This is a genomic window from Pseudoalteromonas citrea (assembly GCF_000238375.3).
In the GTDB taxonomy this organism is placed as follows: Bacteria; Pseudomonadota; Gammaproteobacteria; order Enterobacterales; family Alteromonadaceae; genus Pseudoalteromonas; species Pseudoalteromonas citrea.
This window is the reverse complement of record NZ_AHBZ03000015.1, coordinates 43,554-61,368: the sequence shown is the minus strand read 5'-3', so window position 1 is coordinate 61,368 and position 17,815 is coordinate 43,554. Positions and strand designations below refer to the sequence as shown.

Below are 17,815 nucleotides of genomic sequence, written 5' to 3'. Positions count from 1 at the left end.
AACTCTGACAATGGAGCACCATATTGATTAAGAACATGGGGGTCAAGTCTTGGATTGTGTATTTTTTAGATTGTTTACTGAATTTTGCAGTTTAGTAGGTTGTTTTATTTGTACTTAACCTTCACTTTGGTTAAGAGGTTAACTTAATTATTGATCTATAATAATTAAGTTCTTTTTATTAGCCTCCAGCCTGAGGCTTTCATTGATCCCAATTGAGATGATAAGGCTAATTTACGCGTCAATCGCAGGCCTATTGCAAGTAAACTCAACGCAGTTAGCGTTGAAAGTAGCGGCAGGAGGTAGGTTTATTGTCTAGAGTTTTGGCTACTAAGACATAGTATTAATCGTCAAGCTCACTTGCCCTGTATATGTATCGTCCACAGTGCAAGTCCTGACTATTAACTTTGCTTGTTCTTAGTAACATATGTGTCAGTGCACTCTTCCTGACACAGGTCAGTGTCCACTCTCAGTAGCACACCCCTCAATACCTTCATGTAATGTTGTGTAATCGGTTTTGCGCTTGCTTTCAGCTACCTTTTATAGCGAGTGTCCATCGCTCACTTACGTCAACTTGCTTAAAACTTTTGAGTTGTCTTGGATAGCTAATCAAGATCCTAACTAATTTAAGCCAGCGATATTGCACAACGTTCACCGTCACAAAGGAGCAAATTATGAATGTGCAGAACAAAACGGGGCCGTCGGTAGAAGTCGATACAGAAATTGAAGCTAATACTCTTTGGAACCTTGAACAAAAGAAAAAAATTAAAGTGCGTGATAGCAAGTATAAAGCTGCTGATTTATCTTGTTTGAGGGCGATTGCACAGGCTGCAATTAACGTCGAGTTATTTACAATCCCACTTTATATGAGCAGCCTCTACTCGATTCAAGGCACCCACCAAATTGCAGACTCGTCGAACTTGTATCCTGGCCGTTATTGGCCCGGGCTCGGTCCTTCAGCTGGCTACATCCCAGAAGTGAGGCGCAATGACTATGACGTTAACTTAGAACCTCTGTTTGATACCGAGAACTTAACTGGCGGCAGTGATGTACCTAATAAATCGGCAGAAAAATATGAACTGTCTGTCAATCAACAGGTGTTCAATGGGGTATATAGTGTTTTTATTGAAGAAATGCTGCATCTACAGTTAGCCTCAAATATGGCAAGTAAACTGGGCCTCACGCCTAGCTTTACAAGTCAGGCATTAATTGACGAAAAGTACGGTTGGAAGTGCTACAACAACCAAAGCGGCATTCCACATATTTTGAATTTTGCAGACTGCACTACCGATTTATCTAAATTGAGCCCTGAGGTTCAAGCTTATTTCAAACAAATTTTTCCTGGTAAAACGCTACAAGATTTACGCGTTAATGCAACAGAACTTAGCAAAGAGCAAACGTTGCTATTTATGTTGATAGAAGAGACGGAAGAAAATGCGAAAAAAATTATCCAGCCACAACTTTTTGAACCAAGCGAGCAGCCAAAGTATTTTGAACAAGCCCCTTATGATTGGTGGAAACCGAATAACAAGGAAAGTGACTTGCCGTTATTTGGTTCAATTGGGCATATGTATCTGAGTTATTGGAATTATATTCAAATCGAATATGATGATGGAACTAGTTTACTAGATTACGTGGCTATTCAGCGCGACTACTTTAATGAGCGCCCTGGAGATAATCATTATCAAGCACAATTCCCGGGCATTATGGGCTCGCTCAGTGTAAAGACAGATCATACGGCTTTAAAAGAGGCCTTAATGAATAATGTGAATGCCATTACGGATCAAGGTGAAGGTGATGGTGTGGCTGATATGCTTTGTAAGCGTTGGGCCGATGAGTTATGGGCGCAAAACTTTCTTGCTTCTAAGGAGTCGCAATCAAACGATGCTCACCCGAGTACAGTCGAAGAAAAGTTCCAACCAAGCGCTGAAGCATTAAAAGCGGATTACCCAGCAAGCAGCGGTGAAGGCCCTATATCAGGCTCTGCATGTGCACGGTTTACCAATAAATATAAAGATCACTTCCAGATTTTCACCGACACATTAAAGCTGATAGTTGATTTTGAAAAACCTTCAAGCAACCCTAACGAACGCTACATGACTTGGCCAACTTGGTTTGCTGATGGCAACACTTGGAGCTGTGAATTATTGGATCCCGAAGGGGGCGATTTAGCACATAAGCATAACTCGCAACTCCCAGCGGTAGCAAGCGTAGTGCAAGCGCTGAATAACCTGAGGCTCACGCCTAATTGTAATGACACTCACCGATTATTTAGTAGTTCAGCGGTAGGTACAATTAAAGGGCTTACGACCGCGCTAGATCGCTATTGGTCGTGTAAAACCAACGAATTCCCAGGTCCTGCAATGGGAGGATCTGGAGATAGAATTTCGATCTGCTGGGCAACCACAGGAATAGCACCTGATTTAGTGACAGGCATTGAATCACAACATCCGAACACGCTTTATCATGCCTGCCAAGGGATGAGTTATACCAACATAGGCACTGATGATTTGCCACCTCCTGAGGTATATCACAGTTGTAAAGGCAGTAATGATTGTAAAGCGCAGGGTGGATGCGGTTTTGTTCATAGTACAACCTCTGGTGGTAGCTGCAGTGGCAGTATATCTGCAGGGAAAAAAAGTGCACCAGCGGATAACAAGTGTAATAACTTGGGGGGGTGTGCGGTGCCTATTTCAGCATCTCAACTTTTTCCTGAGCTGTCATGTGATGACCAAAAATACGATATGCAATTGTTTAAGTTTGACCTTAAAGATAACAGCTTTTCGGAAATTGATTACACCTATCCGAAAGGCCAAACCGCACCTCCGGAAGATCCAACTGTTCCCGTATCAATGCCTTATGAAGTAGGTGACGCTGTATACAACATCGCTTGGCAAGCTTACAGTAATGCGAATGGCTTGTTGGATGAAGACGGTAAACCGCCCAAGCAGCCAACGCCTTCAGATATTCGTTTAGCACTTCCTCCTTCAACTTGATAGGAAAGAGCGTATGACAAACTTAACTCGGACGCAGCAGTTTGCTGCGTCCGCTATTGAAAAACTGACCAACTTAGGGCTTGGTGTTGGCCTCAGAAGCCAGCACTATCCTTATATTATGTCTCATTTGGAGCATGGCACATCACTTGGTGTTGACTGGTTTGAAATCATCAGTGAAAACTATATAGATAATCACGGCTATGGTAGGTATGTACTTGATAAGTTAAAGGAACAATACCCATTAGTGATGCATGGCGTATCAATGAATATTGGTAGCAGCGATCCAATTAACTTTGAATATTTAGGCAAGCTCAAAGAGTTGGGCGAGTTCGTTAAGCCTCAGCTTATTTCTGACCATCTATGTTGGACAGGCCTTGCTGGTTTAAATAGTCACGACTTGCTGCCAATGCCGTTAAATGACGAAAGTTTGCAGCACGTTATTAACCGCGTTGACCAAGTACAAGACTTTTTAGAAAGACCTTTAGTGCTTGAAAACCCGTCAACTTATCTTGAATTTCAACACTCAACGCTCACTGAAAGCGCGTTCTTTTGTGAACTAGTCAAAGCAACAGGGTGCGGCATGTTACTGGATGTAAATAATGTTTTTGTCAGTAGTTTTAATCATGGGTTTGACGCTGAACAATTTATTCGCCAGTTACCTCATGAGCACATTGTTCAGATCCACCTAGCAGGCCCTAGTGACTGTAAAGATTGCTTGATAGATACCCATGATCAACCAGTGCCCGCTAAGGTGTGGCAACTTTACCAATTAGCGCAGCGCTTAACTGGAGGTAAATCGACCTTGCTCGAGTGGGATGCCAATATTCCCAGCTTTCCTGAACTCGTTGAAGAGTTAAACAAAGCAAAGCTGGTACTAGCAGGTTATATTCCGGAACAAGAGACGGTTACTAACACAAGCGCGCTTTCAACCCCCATAGTTAACGAGCGCTTAGATGCAGCACACCACATCATGCCTAAGCGAGTAGAGTTAGAACAATGAAAACACCAGACTTAACACAAACTCAGCAGTGGCTGAACACCGTTTTGATGGTGCGGGGTGATTTGCCACAAAAGCTTAATACTGCTGCGGCACAAGGCTTAACTCTGGATAAGTGTGTTAAAAGCAGTGACACACTTGATGCTATGAGAAGGGTAGATATCTACGCTGCGGGCTATGTGATGCGCTTAGTTGAGTGCCTTAGGGGCGAATTTGCATTACTTTGCCAGTTTATGGGTGAGGAAGTATTTGATACCTTCGCTAAAGCCTTCATTGTTACTTTGCCATCAGAGTCTTGGACTATGCATCAGCTGGGCTCGCGCTTTGCTGATTTTTTAGCGCATACAAAACCCACCGGGGATTTTAATGCGCATCAGCAAGCTATGTTTAGTTTGCCCGCAGAGCTGGCTAAATTTGAAAGAGCAAAAGCATTAGCACTTTTGAAACCTGGGCCTGAACAGAAGCAAAGGACCTCGTCTGTTAGCGAGATTGAGTTACTTTGCGGTATCGCGGAAGACTTTATAATAGCAGTGCCTGAGTCTGTGCTGCTTGTTCAAACCGATTATCCTCTACTGCCTCTGGTAGCGCAACTGGAGCAAGCTAAGCCGTGTATTATACCTACGCCAGAGCAAACGCATATTGTAATCTCACGTCAACAATACCGCTTAAAAGTCAATACGTTAAACGATTGGCAAATAGACTTATTACTTCATCTGAAAGAAAAACCACGGTGCTACCGAGATGCCGTGATCTACTGTGCTAACCGAATGCATTTAGAGGCGCAAGCATTGCAGTCACAGTTGGCTGTTTGGCTCCCCAGTGCAGTTAATATAGGGCTATTTACGTTACAGAAAACTTAGATATTACGATGACATTTGTTATACCTAGATTTGCTGTTACGTTTTAGCATGATAGAAAGGGAAATGGAGGAGTCTTTAATATTTGTTTACTAGAGTTGTAATATAAACGACTCAGACCTCTTTAATGGATCCCTCTGATGTTATAGTCCATAAGGATGATATAAAGGGTGATACAAAAGACAGGGTCTTAGTGGCACGTTTTTTATGGCTCCTTCTAACTTTCTGTTAAGTTTGTCTCATATAAATCATCGGTATAACGTAGTTTTGACAGCAACTCATTTACTTTCTCGTTGTTCAAATGAAGCAGGGTGTCGTTTAGTGCGATTACACGCTGATCATGATCGGTCCAATTATTACCACGTAGTGCAACCTGTTCGTCTATATTGGCTAGTGCTTGTTTAGATACGTCATTTTCTAAAGCGGTCTTTTTTTTCTCTTTTAAAGGATCATATATTTCGTAAATAGTACCATTTCTTTGTGCAGTTTCTATTCTGCGCTGTATGGCTAAATGAGAGGCGAGGGAATCTAAATCTTTTTCAGTAAGCTCGGTATTTCCGATTTGCTCATAGGCTTCACCTAGAGCTTTTTTATCATCTTGAGTTAAGTAGGAATATGTATCACCAGATGAAGCATTTAAATCACTTTCAGCTAGCGGCCTAATATTAAGAGTATTCGCAACATCGTTGACCATTTCGTTTAATGTACTTTCACCTACATTGATCTCAGGGTGATCTTTTGAAAGTGACGCTGTTAACGAATTTTTGACTATATCTAATCTTTGTTGGTAGGGGATATATCTAGGTGGCATATTGTCGTGTAGTTGTTTTGTTGTATTACTAACGACATTCACTATATTTTTTGCACTGCTGCTAAGCGTCGATAGCGAAGGCTGAGTTCTAGGATACTCGTTTTGATGGGCTATTTGAGAGTCGTTACTTTTCTCTTTTTTACCTATATCAACATTGTGCAATTTTTGCTGAGTATTATTAATATTGAGCATCCTAGCTCCTTAATTTATATGGTATTCATATTTTCAATTAATGGTAAATTAAATAAGGGAACAAGTATATCGGTCCCTTACTTTATATACCTCATGAGTAGATTTATTATGTTAGCTAGTTAGTTTAGGCTGCTTTACGTCGTGAGCCTACTCCCTAAAGCTAAAACGCTTATTTATTTTTTGAGGGATTAAGTGCCAAATTTTATTGGAGAGTAATTCGTTTTTAACCACCACCATGATCATCATTGGTATTAGCCAAAACAAGCTACCACTGCTAGGGCTATTACTTTGATTTGCAGTATTGTCATTTGATGAGCGGTTTGCATCTAATGGAAATAAATCTTTGCTGTCGGCAATACCGTCATTATCATCATCTGTATCTGCGTTATTACCAATCCCGTCACCGTCACTATCTAACCACTCTGATGTATCTAGTGGGAACGCATCATCGCTGTCAGCATAACCGTCATTATCGTCGTCAGTATCCGCATTATTACCGATCCCGTCATGGTCAGTATCTAGCCACTCTGAGGCATCTAGTGGGAATTTATCTTTACTGTCAGCGTAATTGTCATTGTCATCATCGTCATCAGTATTATTCCCTATGGTGTCACCGTCGGTGTCTAACCATTCTGACGGATCAAGCGGAAAACTGTCTTTGTCATCATTAACTCCATCGTTATCTGCATCTTCGTCAAATTGATTCCAGTAGCCATCGCAATCCTTATCATATTTGCAGTTTTCTACTGAAAAAAAGGCCGGTTTAGCGGTATATGTGAGTTTATTTCCCGTCGTATCCATAGACTCTATTTTGAGATCATAACTGCCGACTGCGAGGTCTGTTAGTTTTCCCGTAACTGTGTCAGTAGTAGAGCCCGCTAAGTATTTCCAGTCTTGTGCATTTGACTCTTTTATATAGACCCCCGAACTTTCGATACTTTCATCACTGACTTTAAGTGATATTTCACCAGTTCCTTGTGCTAGATATACATGCTCGCCGCCTAATGTATTTATAGTCAGTTCATTAATAACTGGGGGTGAGAAGTCAGCTGCGCTTAGGTCGTATTCAAGTGTTGCAATGAGAGATACCGGGGTTTCATCAATCGCAAAGCGGTTAAACTCAAAGCGACTACCATTAGAAGTACTCATAACGTAGAGGCTTTTAGGTCTAAAATACATATCGTCAATTGTAATTGCGTTGTTTTTGATTTCTTTATTAGGTGTGGCATTAGCACCTTCAGTGGTATATTGCACTTGACCTTGATAAATCGTTAGTAGGTTATCGGAGAACAGCCCTGTGCTGTTCGCATTGTCGTAACTAAGTGTGAAAATACCCTCTTTTTCAACCATTTTGGCTTTGAACGCTGGTAGTAAGAGACCAACTTTAAAGTTAAAAGGCTCATTATTCAGAGGAATTTTTTTCAGCCAAGGCTTTTTACTGAGAAAGTTAGTTAGCTCAAGCTCTTTATCACGATTAACTTTGTACAAGGCGGTACTAAAGGCAATGTCGTCAGCTGAAGAGATTTTTTCGTTTGAGTTTGAGTAGGTTTGGGATTCACCTATATAACTAAAGTCATCTTCAAGTCGTGTTGACATTGTCATCTGTCTTAATTGAATCGGGTTATCCAAAACAAAACTCGATCCTGAACCAATTAGATCTTTATTTGGGAACTTATGAGAAAAGTAGGTAAAGGGGGTAAGTAGATCATAAGCCTTATTTCCCTGTTTTGCATAGGCAAAATTAATCGCTATTATTTCGTCTTGAGTGAGTTCAAATAGCACGCTGCCATTGCTTTGAATGTTTGATGTACTTAGTCGCCTACTTAATGCCAAGCTTTGATCTTTGTATTTAGAGTATTTACGAACCATGCCTATGAAAGTATCGTAAAATACTTCATTTGTTGGTGGTAATATATGAAGAACATTTGGTGAATATCTGTCAAACCAAGAGGCTTGAAAGCTATTGAATTTTGTACCGTATTCCGGAAGTACTAAGGTGCTGCGTATTGAAAGTGGGTAGTTTAACTTACCTTGTTCATCGAGTCTTTTACCATTTTTTAGGCTTATATCATATTCCACGGGGTGCCAATTATCAGAAAGTGAGAAGGCAACTAGCTCTCCACCTGTGAGGTTTAATTTAGCACCTAAATAATCTTTGTTATGTATGGTACTTTGAGCTTTGAAATTAATAGCGAAATCTCCACTCCCTGAAATGAATGTATGCTCTCTTTTTTTGTTTCCAGCATAAAGGTAAGTGCTAACTAAACCTTGTTTTTTATCTATTAACTGTAACTCTATTTCGTAGTCACTGAAATCCGGGTGACTTACTTTGATTGTTTTACCATGTAATAAGGTAATAGGAATCGACTGTATGGCGCTACCTGTCTTGATGTCTAACCAAGCAATATATGCTACATCATCTCTAGGCTTTACGGCCAATGTCGCTGGGATCTCAATTGTGAGCTGAATCTCAGTTGTACTATTAGACTGTGTGCTAATAGAGTTACTGGAAAGGTTATAACTAATAGGGTTTTCTTGATTTTTTCTAATACTCAGGTCAATACTTTGATTTATATTTGAAATATTCCTTAACTTAAGTGACTTAGAAAGTGAAGAGCTCTGGAGGTTATGATACCAACCTAAATTTATAATTCCTTGGTCAGAAATAACTTTTACTTGGGCTGACTGAAGTGCATCAACTATTCCAGCCCCTTGACTATTAAAAGGGGCGTTCCATATATTGTCTGCATTGGCCATCAATACGCTTTTTAGCTCCTTACTTGATAAGGTATCATTATTGGACAATAGGAGAGCTGCAGTTCCTGCGACCATTGGAGCCGCCATGCTTGTGCCGCTGAGTTGTTGATACTGATTGTTAGCTACTGTGGAGTTAATATTAACACCAGGCGCGGTTACTTCTGGCTTAGCATGACCATTTTCTAAAATATACCCACGAGAGCTGAAGTCTGCGATAGAAGCCGTTTTATATGAAGCTGCTACCGTAATGGCTTGCTCCGCATTGGCAGGTGCACCGATTGTGTAAGTTTTCGAGCCCTCATTACCAGCTGCTGCAACAACTAAAATCCCAGCCTCTGATGCGGCATTAACGGCGGTTGATAAAGGAGAGTCCGGTGCACCAAAGGGGCTACCAAGGCTTAAATTTATAATATCTACTTTATCGTCAGTGTTAGGATCGCCATCAGGATCGATTGCAGCTTCTATTGCTTCTATTACTAAATGATCAGGGCAAGCACCATTTTCGTCACACACTTTATATGCTATGAGTGATGAATCGGGTGCTACGCCTCTTAATTTACCATTGGCACTTATAATACCAGCTACATGAGTACCATGATCACTATCATCCATAGGATCTGTATCTTGGTTGACAAAATCGTAACCACCACGGACTTTACAAGACGATCCTAAGCAACCACCAAGGTCTGGGTGATTATAGTCGACACCGGTATCGATAATTGCAATAGTTATACCTTTGCCGGTTATTGAATCTGATCCATTTAAATGCCAAACCTTGTCGGCCTTAATAATGTCGTTGCTTTGAGTTATTTGGGTTTTTAAATCATAACTGGGGTACAGGTTTTTTACTTCATGCCATTGGGAGAGTACGCTGATTTCATACGGTGATAATTCTGCGACCAATGTACTTTGTGATTTGGTCAGTTTTGCTTTAATGGAGACATTAGGGAGTTGAGTCGCTAACTTATTTACTACATTTACTTGTTGTTGAGTACGTGCCGCAACTCGTGTTGAATGTGTAACTCCGTAATCTTGATTAATAGAAGGTGGTGAAAATTGAGAATGTAGCTCAATAAACATCCTTCTTTTTTTTGGGGGGGGATTTACGTTATTTGCTGATTCAACTCGTTGTGAAGCAATAGAGTGTGTAACGTTTTGCTTATTTATAATTGGTGAGGCGAGCAGGTTATTGCTTGCTAACGAAGCGGAAAAGAGTAGAAAAATAAATAATATACGCCTCATAACCTTCCTAATTTTATTTAATAAAAAGAGACTATAAACTAGATATAATAGCTATAACATGAATTAATTAACATTGAAACAGCAAAGTGTTAACTTTATATGATATTAAGGTGTTTTGTCCTATATTTTAAGGTGCTATTTTTGTTTTTTTTATTTTTAATTTTGCAATTAAAGTTTCATTTTTATAATTTAAATTAAAAGGCTATGAAAAAATACTTGTTAATGTGTTGCGGTATATACGGGCTTTTATCTATTTTTCTCGCTTAACTCTAAATATGCTTAAATAGCGATAAGTAAAAATGCTTTTACGTCTAGCTGTGCTCGGAAGGTTGGATTTACCGCAGGGTCACTGAAGCTTGACAGAGATAATCAATTTCCAGATGATATAAAGGTGAATATACCGAGTACTCAAGACTAAACTTAACACTACAGGTCAAGCTAGCGTCAGTACAAAAATGTGTACTCGAAAGAGGCGTTTTCGATAGGTTATGATGATGCTAAGTTAGAGGTATTAATCTATACAAGCAATCGTGAACTGGATTTTCCACCTAGATATACAGCGCATTGGTAGTTAAATGAACGAATGGAATACTCTACAAGTAAGCTATACCTGCAGAAGTAATGGTGAACGAATACGCTAAAGTTATGACACAAATAGCTAAGCCCTCCATTTTTAACTGGGTGTGTAAAGGAAGGCTTTAGCTTGTCATGATTAAGGAATTAATGAGCCCTCCAGAGGCTAAGTATGAGCACACTGGCACCCAATATCACGATTGGGTAATCGTATCTTTTTAAGCTAATACCATTGCTACTACTCAAACTTACTCTTTGGCGGCTGCTAGTATTTTATTGGTCAGCTTTTTTGAATTAGGTAAAAAGCCGTTTAGGTAGGCGATAATTTGCCCTTGAGCATTTGTTAGTTTATACACATTTGATACCGCGCATTCGCTGCATGTCACGTCATGTAACTGATAGTGTGTTTCAGTTAAGCCGGTGTGGCGATAAAGCGTGTTGTTTTTTACTACTAAGCGTGTATTAAAATACTGACAACACCGATAGTTCATATATCCCATGCGTAACAGTATTCCCATCATGCACAGTGACAATACATTAAAATACCAAACCTGTTGGTTCATAATAAAACTTGAAATGGCAAGCGAGAGCATCACAATGACAAGTAAACCAAGCCAAATGAGTTGCATTACTTTGAACCCGCCTTGTGATTCGAACGTGACTTCTTGATGATGCATTTAATACCTATGCTGCTGTAAGTATATAATATTGGGACGGGATTTTAGCGCAATAGGGCTGTAAAGCACAGTGATTAAGGCTGAAGCGGGAAAGGAACATATCAAATAAGGTGGCGAAATCGCGGTTCGCTTTGAGCGGTGCATTTGAGTTAATACCCATCATCACTTAAACATAAGTGATGATGGGGGTTGTCGCTTAATTGTTTGGGCTAAACAACAGAGTCTTATAGTAAGGTGCTTTACTCAGCCTTTTTATATGAAAAACTTAAAGTGTGCATGCTCATAATGTTTTGTATTTGAAACACACCTTCATTGATAAACCTGGCGACATACGCTCTACTTGAATGGTGCCTTGCTGCGCTGATACAAGTTCGTTTACTAACGCCAACCCGATTCCTGTTCCTTGTGTCGAGCGTGTTAATTCGCTGCCACCACGATAAAATAATTCAAAAATCTTACTCTGTTGTTCTGCGCTGATCCCATCACCATAATCACGGATCTCCATACATAGTTGATCTTTGTTTTTTGGATCCACTTTAAAAATAAAATCAATTTTTTGCCGTGCTTTATCTTGTATGGTGTCGTGGTCGAAAAACTTAACTGCGTTATCGGTTATGTTGATCACGACTTGCGAAAATGCATCCAAGTCAACCAACACGAGTACATTGTCAGGATCGTTAAAGTCATTCAACATATCAAGTTGAAACGCATTTTTAACCACCAGCGAGGATACTTTTGAGTGAATGATATCAATTAAAATGCTGAGTTTAGTATACTGCGGCTCAACAGTGTGTTGCGGTTGGCTAAGCTTCGACAACTGCAATATATTGTCAATCAATCGAGATAAGCGCTCACTTTCGCAGTGTATAAACTCGTAATACTCTAATTTATATTCTTCTGAGGGAACCATGCCTGACTTTAGCATTTCAGAATACATGCGAATTGAAGTTAAAGGGGTTTTGAGCTCATGGCTGACGGAAGACACAAAATTGAGTCGTTGTTCGGCAAGCCTGAGTTGTTTAACCCCAAGATGGTAAAAGCCATAGCAGCCAAGCACAATGCCAAGCACTAAGAGTGCCATTAAGCCTAGGCTATATGTTGCTGCTAAAGGCAGTATGAGTTGTGAGGTAGAATAAGTGAGCTTATAGTCCTTAAAGGGCCATCTCAATGCATGACTATTTAATACCTGTTGGGTTAATTGGTCGTCTAGGTGCTTAGTTGAGGTAATGCTTGATGTGCCTTGTGGGTTGCTCTTATAGATCAAATAAACGTTATCTGCATTCGTTCTATTGGGAGCGACAGTGACAGCAATGGTATTTTTAAATAGCACTGTTTTTAACGTATTGGCAATTTGCTCGTTTAAGTAGGCTTCTACATCAATGATGTAGCCTTGTAATTGCTTTTTGTCGTTCACGGATACAATTCGATAAAAAATAAGATATCCAGCTACATCTGATAATAAAAGAAACTTTTCGTTATTTGCCGATAGGTTATGGTCAATGAGTGTTTTTAGCTCATTTGATTTTGCTGTAATGTTGTATAAATTTAAAGCGATTTTTTTACGCTCTCTCATTTCTTTATCATCTTGCGGGCTTATTAATCTTTCTGAGCTTTTGATGGTATGAGGCCATACTGGGCTATTGAAGTTACCCTCTTTATCTAGTTGGAAATATCCAATCAAGCCTGTAAATCTTGTATGGTAGTTTGGGTTTGCAAGAGGGGATGGTACTCGACTTATTTGCTTATTATTGGGATTGTAAATATGCTGGTAATGATCAAACTCGCGTGTACTTAAGGCATTATCGAATACAATACGCTTAAACAGTCTAAGGTTTAACTGAGATGTTATTTCTTGCGTTTTATTTTGGTATTCAGTTAAAAGGTCTTGTTCAAACTGAGTGTAACCTTTATACAACACCAAACTGATTGGAGTGAGGAGTAAGGTTAAGAAAACCAGTGTAAAACCGCGAAGACGATTAATGCGTTGTTGATAACGTAGTACACATTTATCTGAGAATAGTGATTTCATATTTACGACGGAGTACTAAATAGTTGGTATCCTTCACCTCGTAAAGTAACCAAATGTACAGGTGTTTTAGAGTCGCGCTCAATTTTTTTACGTATTTTGGCGATATGGATGTCGACCGTGCGTGTATCTATATGATCAGTTGATTTATAGCCCCAGATCTCTCTCAACAATTCGTCGCGTGAAACGGGGGATTTTTGATGATTTAAGTAACTTAAAATAGACACTTCTCTGCGGGTATAGCGTACTTCTTGCTCATAAGAAGTCCCAGTTAATTTTTGCGTACAAATACTGACATGGTCGCCAATTTTTAGTTTATTGTCATTACCTGAAAGGCCTGAACGCCTTATCAAAGCGGTTACCCTCAATATCAATTCTGAAGCAGAGAAGGGTTTAGCGACATAATCATCTGCGCCAAGGGTAAGGCCATTAATAATATCTTCTTCAGCATTTTTTGCAGTTAACATGAGAATTGGCTGTACCTGAGAGTGTTGCCTGATTGCATTGCATATTTCAAAACCATTCATCGATGGCAGCATCACATCTAAAATAATGCAACTGTATTGGCCCTCAATAGCACGGTTTAATCCTTTTTTACCATCCATTTCACTGTCGACTGCAAAGCCATGAAAGGTGAATAAGTCAGTTAGACCTCGTAATATACTTGGCTCATCTTCTACGATCAGTAAAGTGGGTTTTATATTCATTTTATGCTTTTTATTCCCTAGCGTATTCAGACTGACTATATCATTATTTTCAAATACACTAATGCAAAGTTTTGTAAAAATATGAACTTAAAGTACTGACTTTTAGGACTTTACTTCTTATATCTTCACGTAGTATTTTCCGCTGTTTATTATGTTGTGTGAGTAGCACTTTAAACTTGGGTGTCTCATGCAAAGCTTGTAGTAGGTGGTCGTTTTGTAACGTCCACCACTGCATATTAAATGATTCTATCCAACCCATCTCTAGTGCACTCGATAAATAATGTAGCGCTTGCTGTGTATTTCCAAGCATACTTGCTACTTGCGCTAAAGAAAATTGGGTTTGAATGTTATCAAAGACATGGCCTTGCTGAAGGAATGTGTGTACTTTATTTAACAGTATTTCGGCGTTCTTTGTGTCATTTAAATATAGGGTAGATGCAGCAAATAAAATGACTGCTGGATAGTTATCAGCGGTGATCTCGATATGCGCTAAAGGACTTTTGTTACGCCACTGAGGATGTAATTTTAGTAGGGTACTTTTGGCTGAGCTAAAACGCGCAGCGCGAAATTGTGCATTGGCGAGTTCTAATTGCGCTTCTTGAGTGTAAGGTATACGAGCAATCCGTTGTTGTATATTTAAGAGGACTTGCTCGTCTTTGCCCCGTGCACTGAGCTCAATTAAGTTCATACTATGGATGAAGTGACCGTGTATTGGTCGCATTTTATCGAGCAGCTGCTCAGCTGCTTTGTTTGCGCCAACACTCAGGTATGCCAGCACTTGTTGTTCACAGACTTCAATGCTCGAACAGTTGGTAAATAGAGCTGTGGTGGCTGTGTGCCAATCAGCCATAGCTAAAATTGACGTTGGAGTATGTCTATTAACTTTTGCTGATTGAAAAGGGTGCATCGCGGTGTCATTTTCTAACTCAATAGCTTGCTGATATACCGTTTGGGCGGTATCCAGCTGGGCCATTGATTTTAATAAGTGACTCAGTGAACGCTTTAGTGATGAGGATAGAGGGTTAAGTGTGATAGCTTGCTGTAAATACTCAATAGCCTGTTGCTGCCTACCCAAGCGCGTTAGTAAGATGCTATACCAAAGGTAAGTTGTGGCATTACTTTCCAAGCTCAATGAGCGGACAAATAAAGCTTCAGCTTGGCGATAAAGTGAGCTGTCTCTCGTCGCTTTTGCTTTATCTGATAAGATCATGGCTTGAGTGGCAAGCGCAAGCGGGGAGCTTGGATTTAGCGCAAGTGCTGTGTTTATATGCGGGAGCGCAGCCTCAATTGCGTCAAGTTCTTCCCAGCTGCCAAAAGTATGTAAAAATGCGTAGCTAATGGCTAATCCAATATGTGCTGGGGCATAGCTAGGCTCAAGTTTTAGGCTGTGTTGAAAGTAATCGACCGCTTTATTTAGTGCGTGTGGCGTGCGTTGACGCCAATGATATTGCCCATTAAATACCATTCATAAGCTTGAGCATTAATAGTTTGGCTCTGTCGTGCTGTATTGTGAGTGCTTGCTCGGTCAATATTTGGTTGAATGAGTGTATATATAGCTTCGCTAATTGTATCTTGTAGCTGAAAGTTATTGCGATTGTCACTGTCAAAAGCATTTGACCAAAGTAGTTGGCCGTTTTGTGTACTTACTATTCTGACCGTGATCCGTGTTTTTTCATCAAGTTTTTGTACACTGCCGTCAAGTAATGCGTCAACTTGTAATGCGTCACCAATTTCGGGGGCACTGTATTTTTCTCGATAAATAAACGAGGAGTAACGGGAAATCACTTTTAACGAGTTAATTTGAGAAAGCTGGTTAATAATGGCGTCTGATAAGCCATCGGCAAAGTATTGATTATTTTGCTTCACGCTTAAATCATCAAAAGGCAGTACGGCGATAGAGCCTATATTTAACGCAGGAGCTTCATTCGTCTTGATGGACTGAGTAAAGTAACCTGTAACAAGTGCGATGAGAAGTAAACACATTACTATCAATATCGTTAATAGGCGTGTTTTATTTATATAACGTGAACGAGTATTTGTTATCTCTTTAACCGATGCGACCAATATATACCCTTCGTTGGGTAATGTTTTTATATATATAGGTTGGCGCGCGTTATCATCAAGTGCTTTTCGTATTTTGCTTATTGTGACCGATAAAATGTCGTTGCTCACACACTTGCCTTTCCATAAGTGTTCGAATATTTGCTCTTTGCTAACGGTACTGCCTGCTTCTTGAATTAATAGCAGTAAAAGCTGCATGCTTTTATTGTCAAGTTGACGGGTGTCTGACTTACTTTTAAGGCAGTTAATATTAGGGTAAACGCGCCAAGGGCCAAGTTGGTACAGTTGGTTATACGCCATGCTTATACCTACCCACTAAACTAATTTTTACTTTCACCCGAGTACGATCCATTTTTTATTATTATTTTTTAGTTGGGTAGTAATGTTTGTCCATAAAGTAGGTAAACAAGAATGCCCATGTCATTGTGCAGGTTTAGAGCACGAATATCAAAAATAAACAGATAAGATAAAAGCAAAGTAGAGAGTACTGAATTATTAAACTGCAAAGTTGAGATTGTTCAAAATAAATCCAGAGGGTTTTAACTATTTGATTGTAATAATTAGTTTTTTACTTTTATGGCGATTTTCAAACTTTGGAAGATTTTAGGTGTTTTAACTTGTACAAATTGCAAAGTCTTGTAGCGTTTAAAAAAACGAGGTTTAACCTGAAGTTAATCAACCAAGAGAGTTAAGATGAGCAAGAAATTAAAATTTAAAAGCGCTGTTATGTTCGCATTACTCATGAGTACCAGTGGGCTAGTCGAAGCAAGCGACATAAATACAACGAGTGAAAGTCTGCAATTAGCACCTGAGGCCACAAATACTGAAGTCAAAGGGCGGTTTTGGGATTTACCGTATCTTGAAAAAGCTTTTATTAACTCTGCACCAGAAGATAGAAAAGATGGTATTACAGTGGGCAAGCTAGACCTTGATAACACGACTAAGGCAGGCATCATCGACTTTGCTAAAGCAATCGCTGAAAACAAGTATGGCCAATACGATAGTATTCTGATCTCTCACAAAGGTAAGTTGGTATTTGAGTCATACTATCATCGTGGGAGGGTTAACTTGCCGCATGATCAAGCATCTGCTGCGAAAGCGTATACCAGTTTATTATTAGGTAGGGCAATTCAGCTCGGGTATTTAAGTATGGCTGATCTGCATAAGCCCTTAGTGCATTTTTTGAAGGAATTAGACACAGAACAGCTGGTAAAAGGGGCTGAAAACATCACGCTTCATAAAGTTTTAACGATGCGTAGTGGGTTAAGAATAAATCAAGAAAAAGCCGGTGAGTTATCTAAACGCCATAGTCAGCTTTCGAGTACTGTTGCAAATAGAGTTCATGGTCAAGGCCTTGTTCAAGAGCTACTAGTACATAGTAAACCCATTACCCCAGCTTCCCAGAGTTTTGTTTATGGTAATTATAATCCGACATTGGTTATGCAAGTTATTGCTGCCGTTGTTCCGGGGAATGTTGATAAGTTTATTGAAAATGAACTGCTAGATAAACTCGGGATCACCGATTATCGATGGATGACGGCGATTAGTGGTTTGCCAGAAGCTGGTTGGCGAGTCAGTTTAACATCACGTGATATGGTTAAGTTGGCAAAGTTAGTAAGTAATAATGGTAAGTGGCAAGGTGAGCAGCTTATATCTGCGGTTTATTTAGATAAGGCAACGCAAAAGTTAACTAAGCCAGTTAGCGATTGGATCCCAGAGCACTATTCTTATGGCTACTTTTGGTATCAAACAGATGTTGTAATTCACGATAAGTCATATAGTACGCATATTGCATGGGGTGGGGGTGGTCAGCGCTTAATTATTGTTAACGAGCTTGATTTAACCATTGTAGTCACCGGTCATGATGCAGAGGATAAGATTTTCGAACAGATCGACCCTGTAAATAATTCTGTGTAACTGCT

11 protein-coding genes are annotated in these 17,815 nt (G+C 39.8%); 4 read left to right on the top strand and 7 right to left on the bottom strand.

What is annotated here, in order from left to right; genetic code table 11:
• Nucleotides 1-671 precede the first annotated feature (671 nt).
• From PCIT_RS07700 to PCIT_RS07690, 3 genes are read left to right on the top strand one after another with little or no spacing between them, the layout of a single operon-like run.
• Complete coding sequence (locus PCIT_RS07700; protein WP_010362554.1) at nucleotides 672-2,993, top strand: ferritin-like domain-containing protein; 2,322 nt, start codon at nucleotides 672-674, stop codon at nucleotides 2,991-2,993.
• Between the two features lie 13 nt (nucleotides 2,994-3,006).
• The gene (bufB, locus tag PCIT_RS07695) at nucleotides 3,007-3,993 is read left to right on the top strand and encodes an MNIO family bufferin maturase (protein ID WP_010362555.1); all 987 of its coding nucleotides are present in this window, start codon (nucleotides 3,007-3,009) and stop codon (nucleotides 3,991-3,993) included.
• Nucleotides 3,990-4,850, top strand: coding sequence for an HvfC/BufC N-terminal domain-containing protein (locus tag PCIT_RS07690; protein ID WP_010362556.1), 861 nt, complete (start codon nucleotides 3,990-3,992; stop codon nucleotides 4,848-4,850). The genes bufB and PCIT_RS07690 overlap by 4 nt, the downstream gene beginning before the upstream one ends.
• 214 nt (nucleotides 4,851-5,064) lie before the next feature.
• Here PCIT_RS07690 and PCIT_RS07685 read toward each other — a convergent pair whose 3' ends face one another.
• The 7 genes from PCIT_RS07685 to PCIT_RS07655 form a co-directional block, all read right to left on the bottom strand.
• Nucleotides 5,065-5,850: a hypothetical protein gene (locus tag PCIT_RS07685; RefSeq protein WP_010362557.1), complete on the bottom strand. Its 786-nt coding sequence runs from the start codon at nucleotides 5,848-5,850 to the stop codon at nucleotides 5,065-5,067.
• Nucleotides 5,851-5,997: 147 nt separating this feature from the next.
• The gene (locus tag PCIT_RS07680; protein WP_010362558.1) at nucleotides 5,998-9,849 is read right to left on the bottom strand and encodes a S8 family peptidase; all 3,852 of its coding nucleotides are present in this window, start codon (nucleotides 9,847-9,849) and stop codon (nucleotides 5,998-6,000) included.
• A gap of 821 nt (nucleotides 9,850-10,670) precedes the next feature.
• Nucleotides 10,671-11,099 (bottom strand): hypothetical protein, encoded by a 429-nt coding sequence (locus tag PCIT_RS07675; RefSeq protein WP_010362559.1) that lies wholly within the window; start codon nucleotides 11,097-11,099, stop codon nucleotides 10,671-10,673.
• Between the two features lie 280 nt (nucleotides 11,100-11,379).
• A complete protein-coding gene (locus PCIT_RS07670) occupies nucleotides 11,380-13,128 on the bottom strand; it encodes a sensor histidine kinase (protein WP_010362560.1) in 1,749 nt (582 codons plus the stop codon).
• 2 nt (nucleotides 13,129-13,130) lie between these two features.
• Nucleotides 13,131-13,832 carry a response regulator transcription factor gene (locus PCIT_RS07665; protein ID WP_010362561.1) on the bottom strand — a complete coding sequence of 234 codons (702 nt, stop codon included), beginning with the start codon at nucleotides 13,830-13,832 and terminating at the stop codon, nucleotides 13,131-13,133.
• Between the two features lie 58 nt (nucleotides 13,833-13,890).
• Entirely contained in the window at nucleotides 13,891-15,297 is a 1,407-nt protein-coding gene (locus PCIT_RS07660; protein ID WP_010362562.1) for a tetratricopeptide repeat protein, read from the bottom strand.
• The gene (locus PCIT_RS07655) at nucleotides 15,246-16,193 is read right to left on the bottom strand and encodes a winged helix-turn-helix domain-containing protein (protein WP_010362563.1); all 948 of its coding nucleotides are present in this window, start codon (nucleotides 16,191-16,193) and stop codon (nucleotides 15,246-15,248) included. The genes PCIT_RS07660 and PCIT_RS07655 overlap by 52 nt, the downstream gene beginning before the upstream one ends.
• Nucleotides 16,194-16,586: 393 nt before the next feature.
• Here PCIT_RS07655 and PCIT_RS07650 point away from each other — a divergent pair, with 393 nt between their 5' ends.
• A complete protein-coding gene (locus PCIT_RS07650; protein ID WP_010362564.1) occupies nucleotides 16,587-17,810 on the top strand; it encodes a serine hydrolase domain-containing protein in 1,224 nt (407 codons plus the stop codon).
• Nucleotides 17,811-17,815 lie beyond the last annotated feature (5 nt).

Bases quoted from the DNA above. Each gene is read 5' to 3' on its own strand.
- PCIT_RS07700 (WP_010362554.1), top strand. From the start codon at position 672: ATGAATGTGCAGAACAAAACGGGGCCGTCGGTAGAAGTCGATACAGAA.
- bufB (WP_010362555.1), top strand. From the start codon at position 3,007: ATGACAAACTTAACTCGGACGCAGCAGTTTGCTGCGTCCGCTATTGAA.
- PCIT_RS07690 (WP_010362556.1), top strand. From the start codon at position 3,990: ATGAAAACACCAGACTTAACACAAACTCAGCAGTGGCTGAACACCGTT.
- PCIT_RS07685 (WP_010362557.1), bottom strand. From the start codon at position 5,850: ATGCTCAATATTAATAATACTCAGCAAAAATTGCACAATGTTGATATA.
- PCIT_RS07680 (WP_010362558.1), bottom strand. From the start codon at position 9,849: ATGAGGCGTATATTATTTATTTTTCTACTCTTTTCCGCTTCGTTAGCA.
- PCIT_RS07675 (WP_010362559.1), bottom strand. From the start codon at position 11,099: ATGCATCATCAAGAAGTCACGTTCGAATCACAAGGCGGGTTCAAAGTA.
- PCIT_RS07670 (WP_010362560.1), bottom strand. From the start codon at position 13,128: ATGAAATCACTATTCTCAGATAAATGTGTACTACGTTATCAACAACGC.
- PCIT_RS07665 (WP_010362561.1), bottom strand. From the start codon at position 13,832: ATGAATATAAAACCCACTTTACTGATCGTAGAAGATGAGCCAAGTATA.
- PCIT_RS07660 (WP_010362562.1), bottom strand. From the start codon at position 15,297: ATGGTATTTAATGGGCAATATCATTGGCGTCAACGCACGCCACACGCA.
- PCIT_RS07655 (WP_010362563.1), bottom strand. From the start codon at position 16,193: ATGGCGTATAACCAACTGTACCAACTTGGCCCTTGGCGCGTTTACCCT.
- PCIT_RS07650 (WP_010362564.1), top strand. From the start codon at position 16,587: ATGAGCAAGAAATTAAAATTTAAAAGCGCTGTTATGTTCGCATTACTC.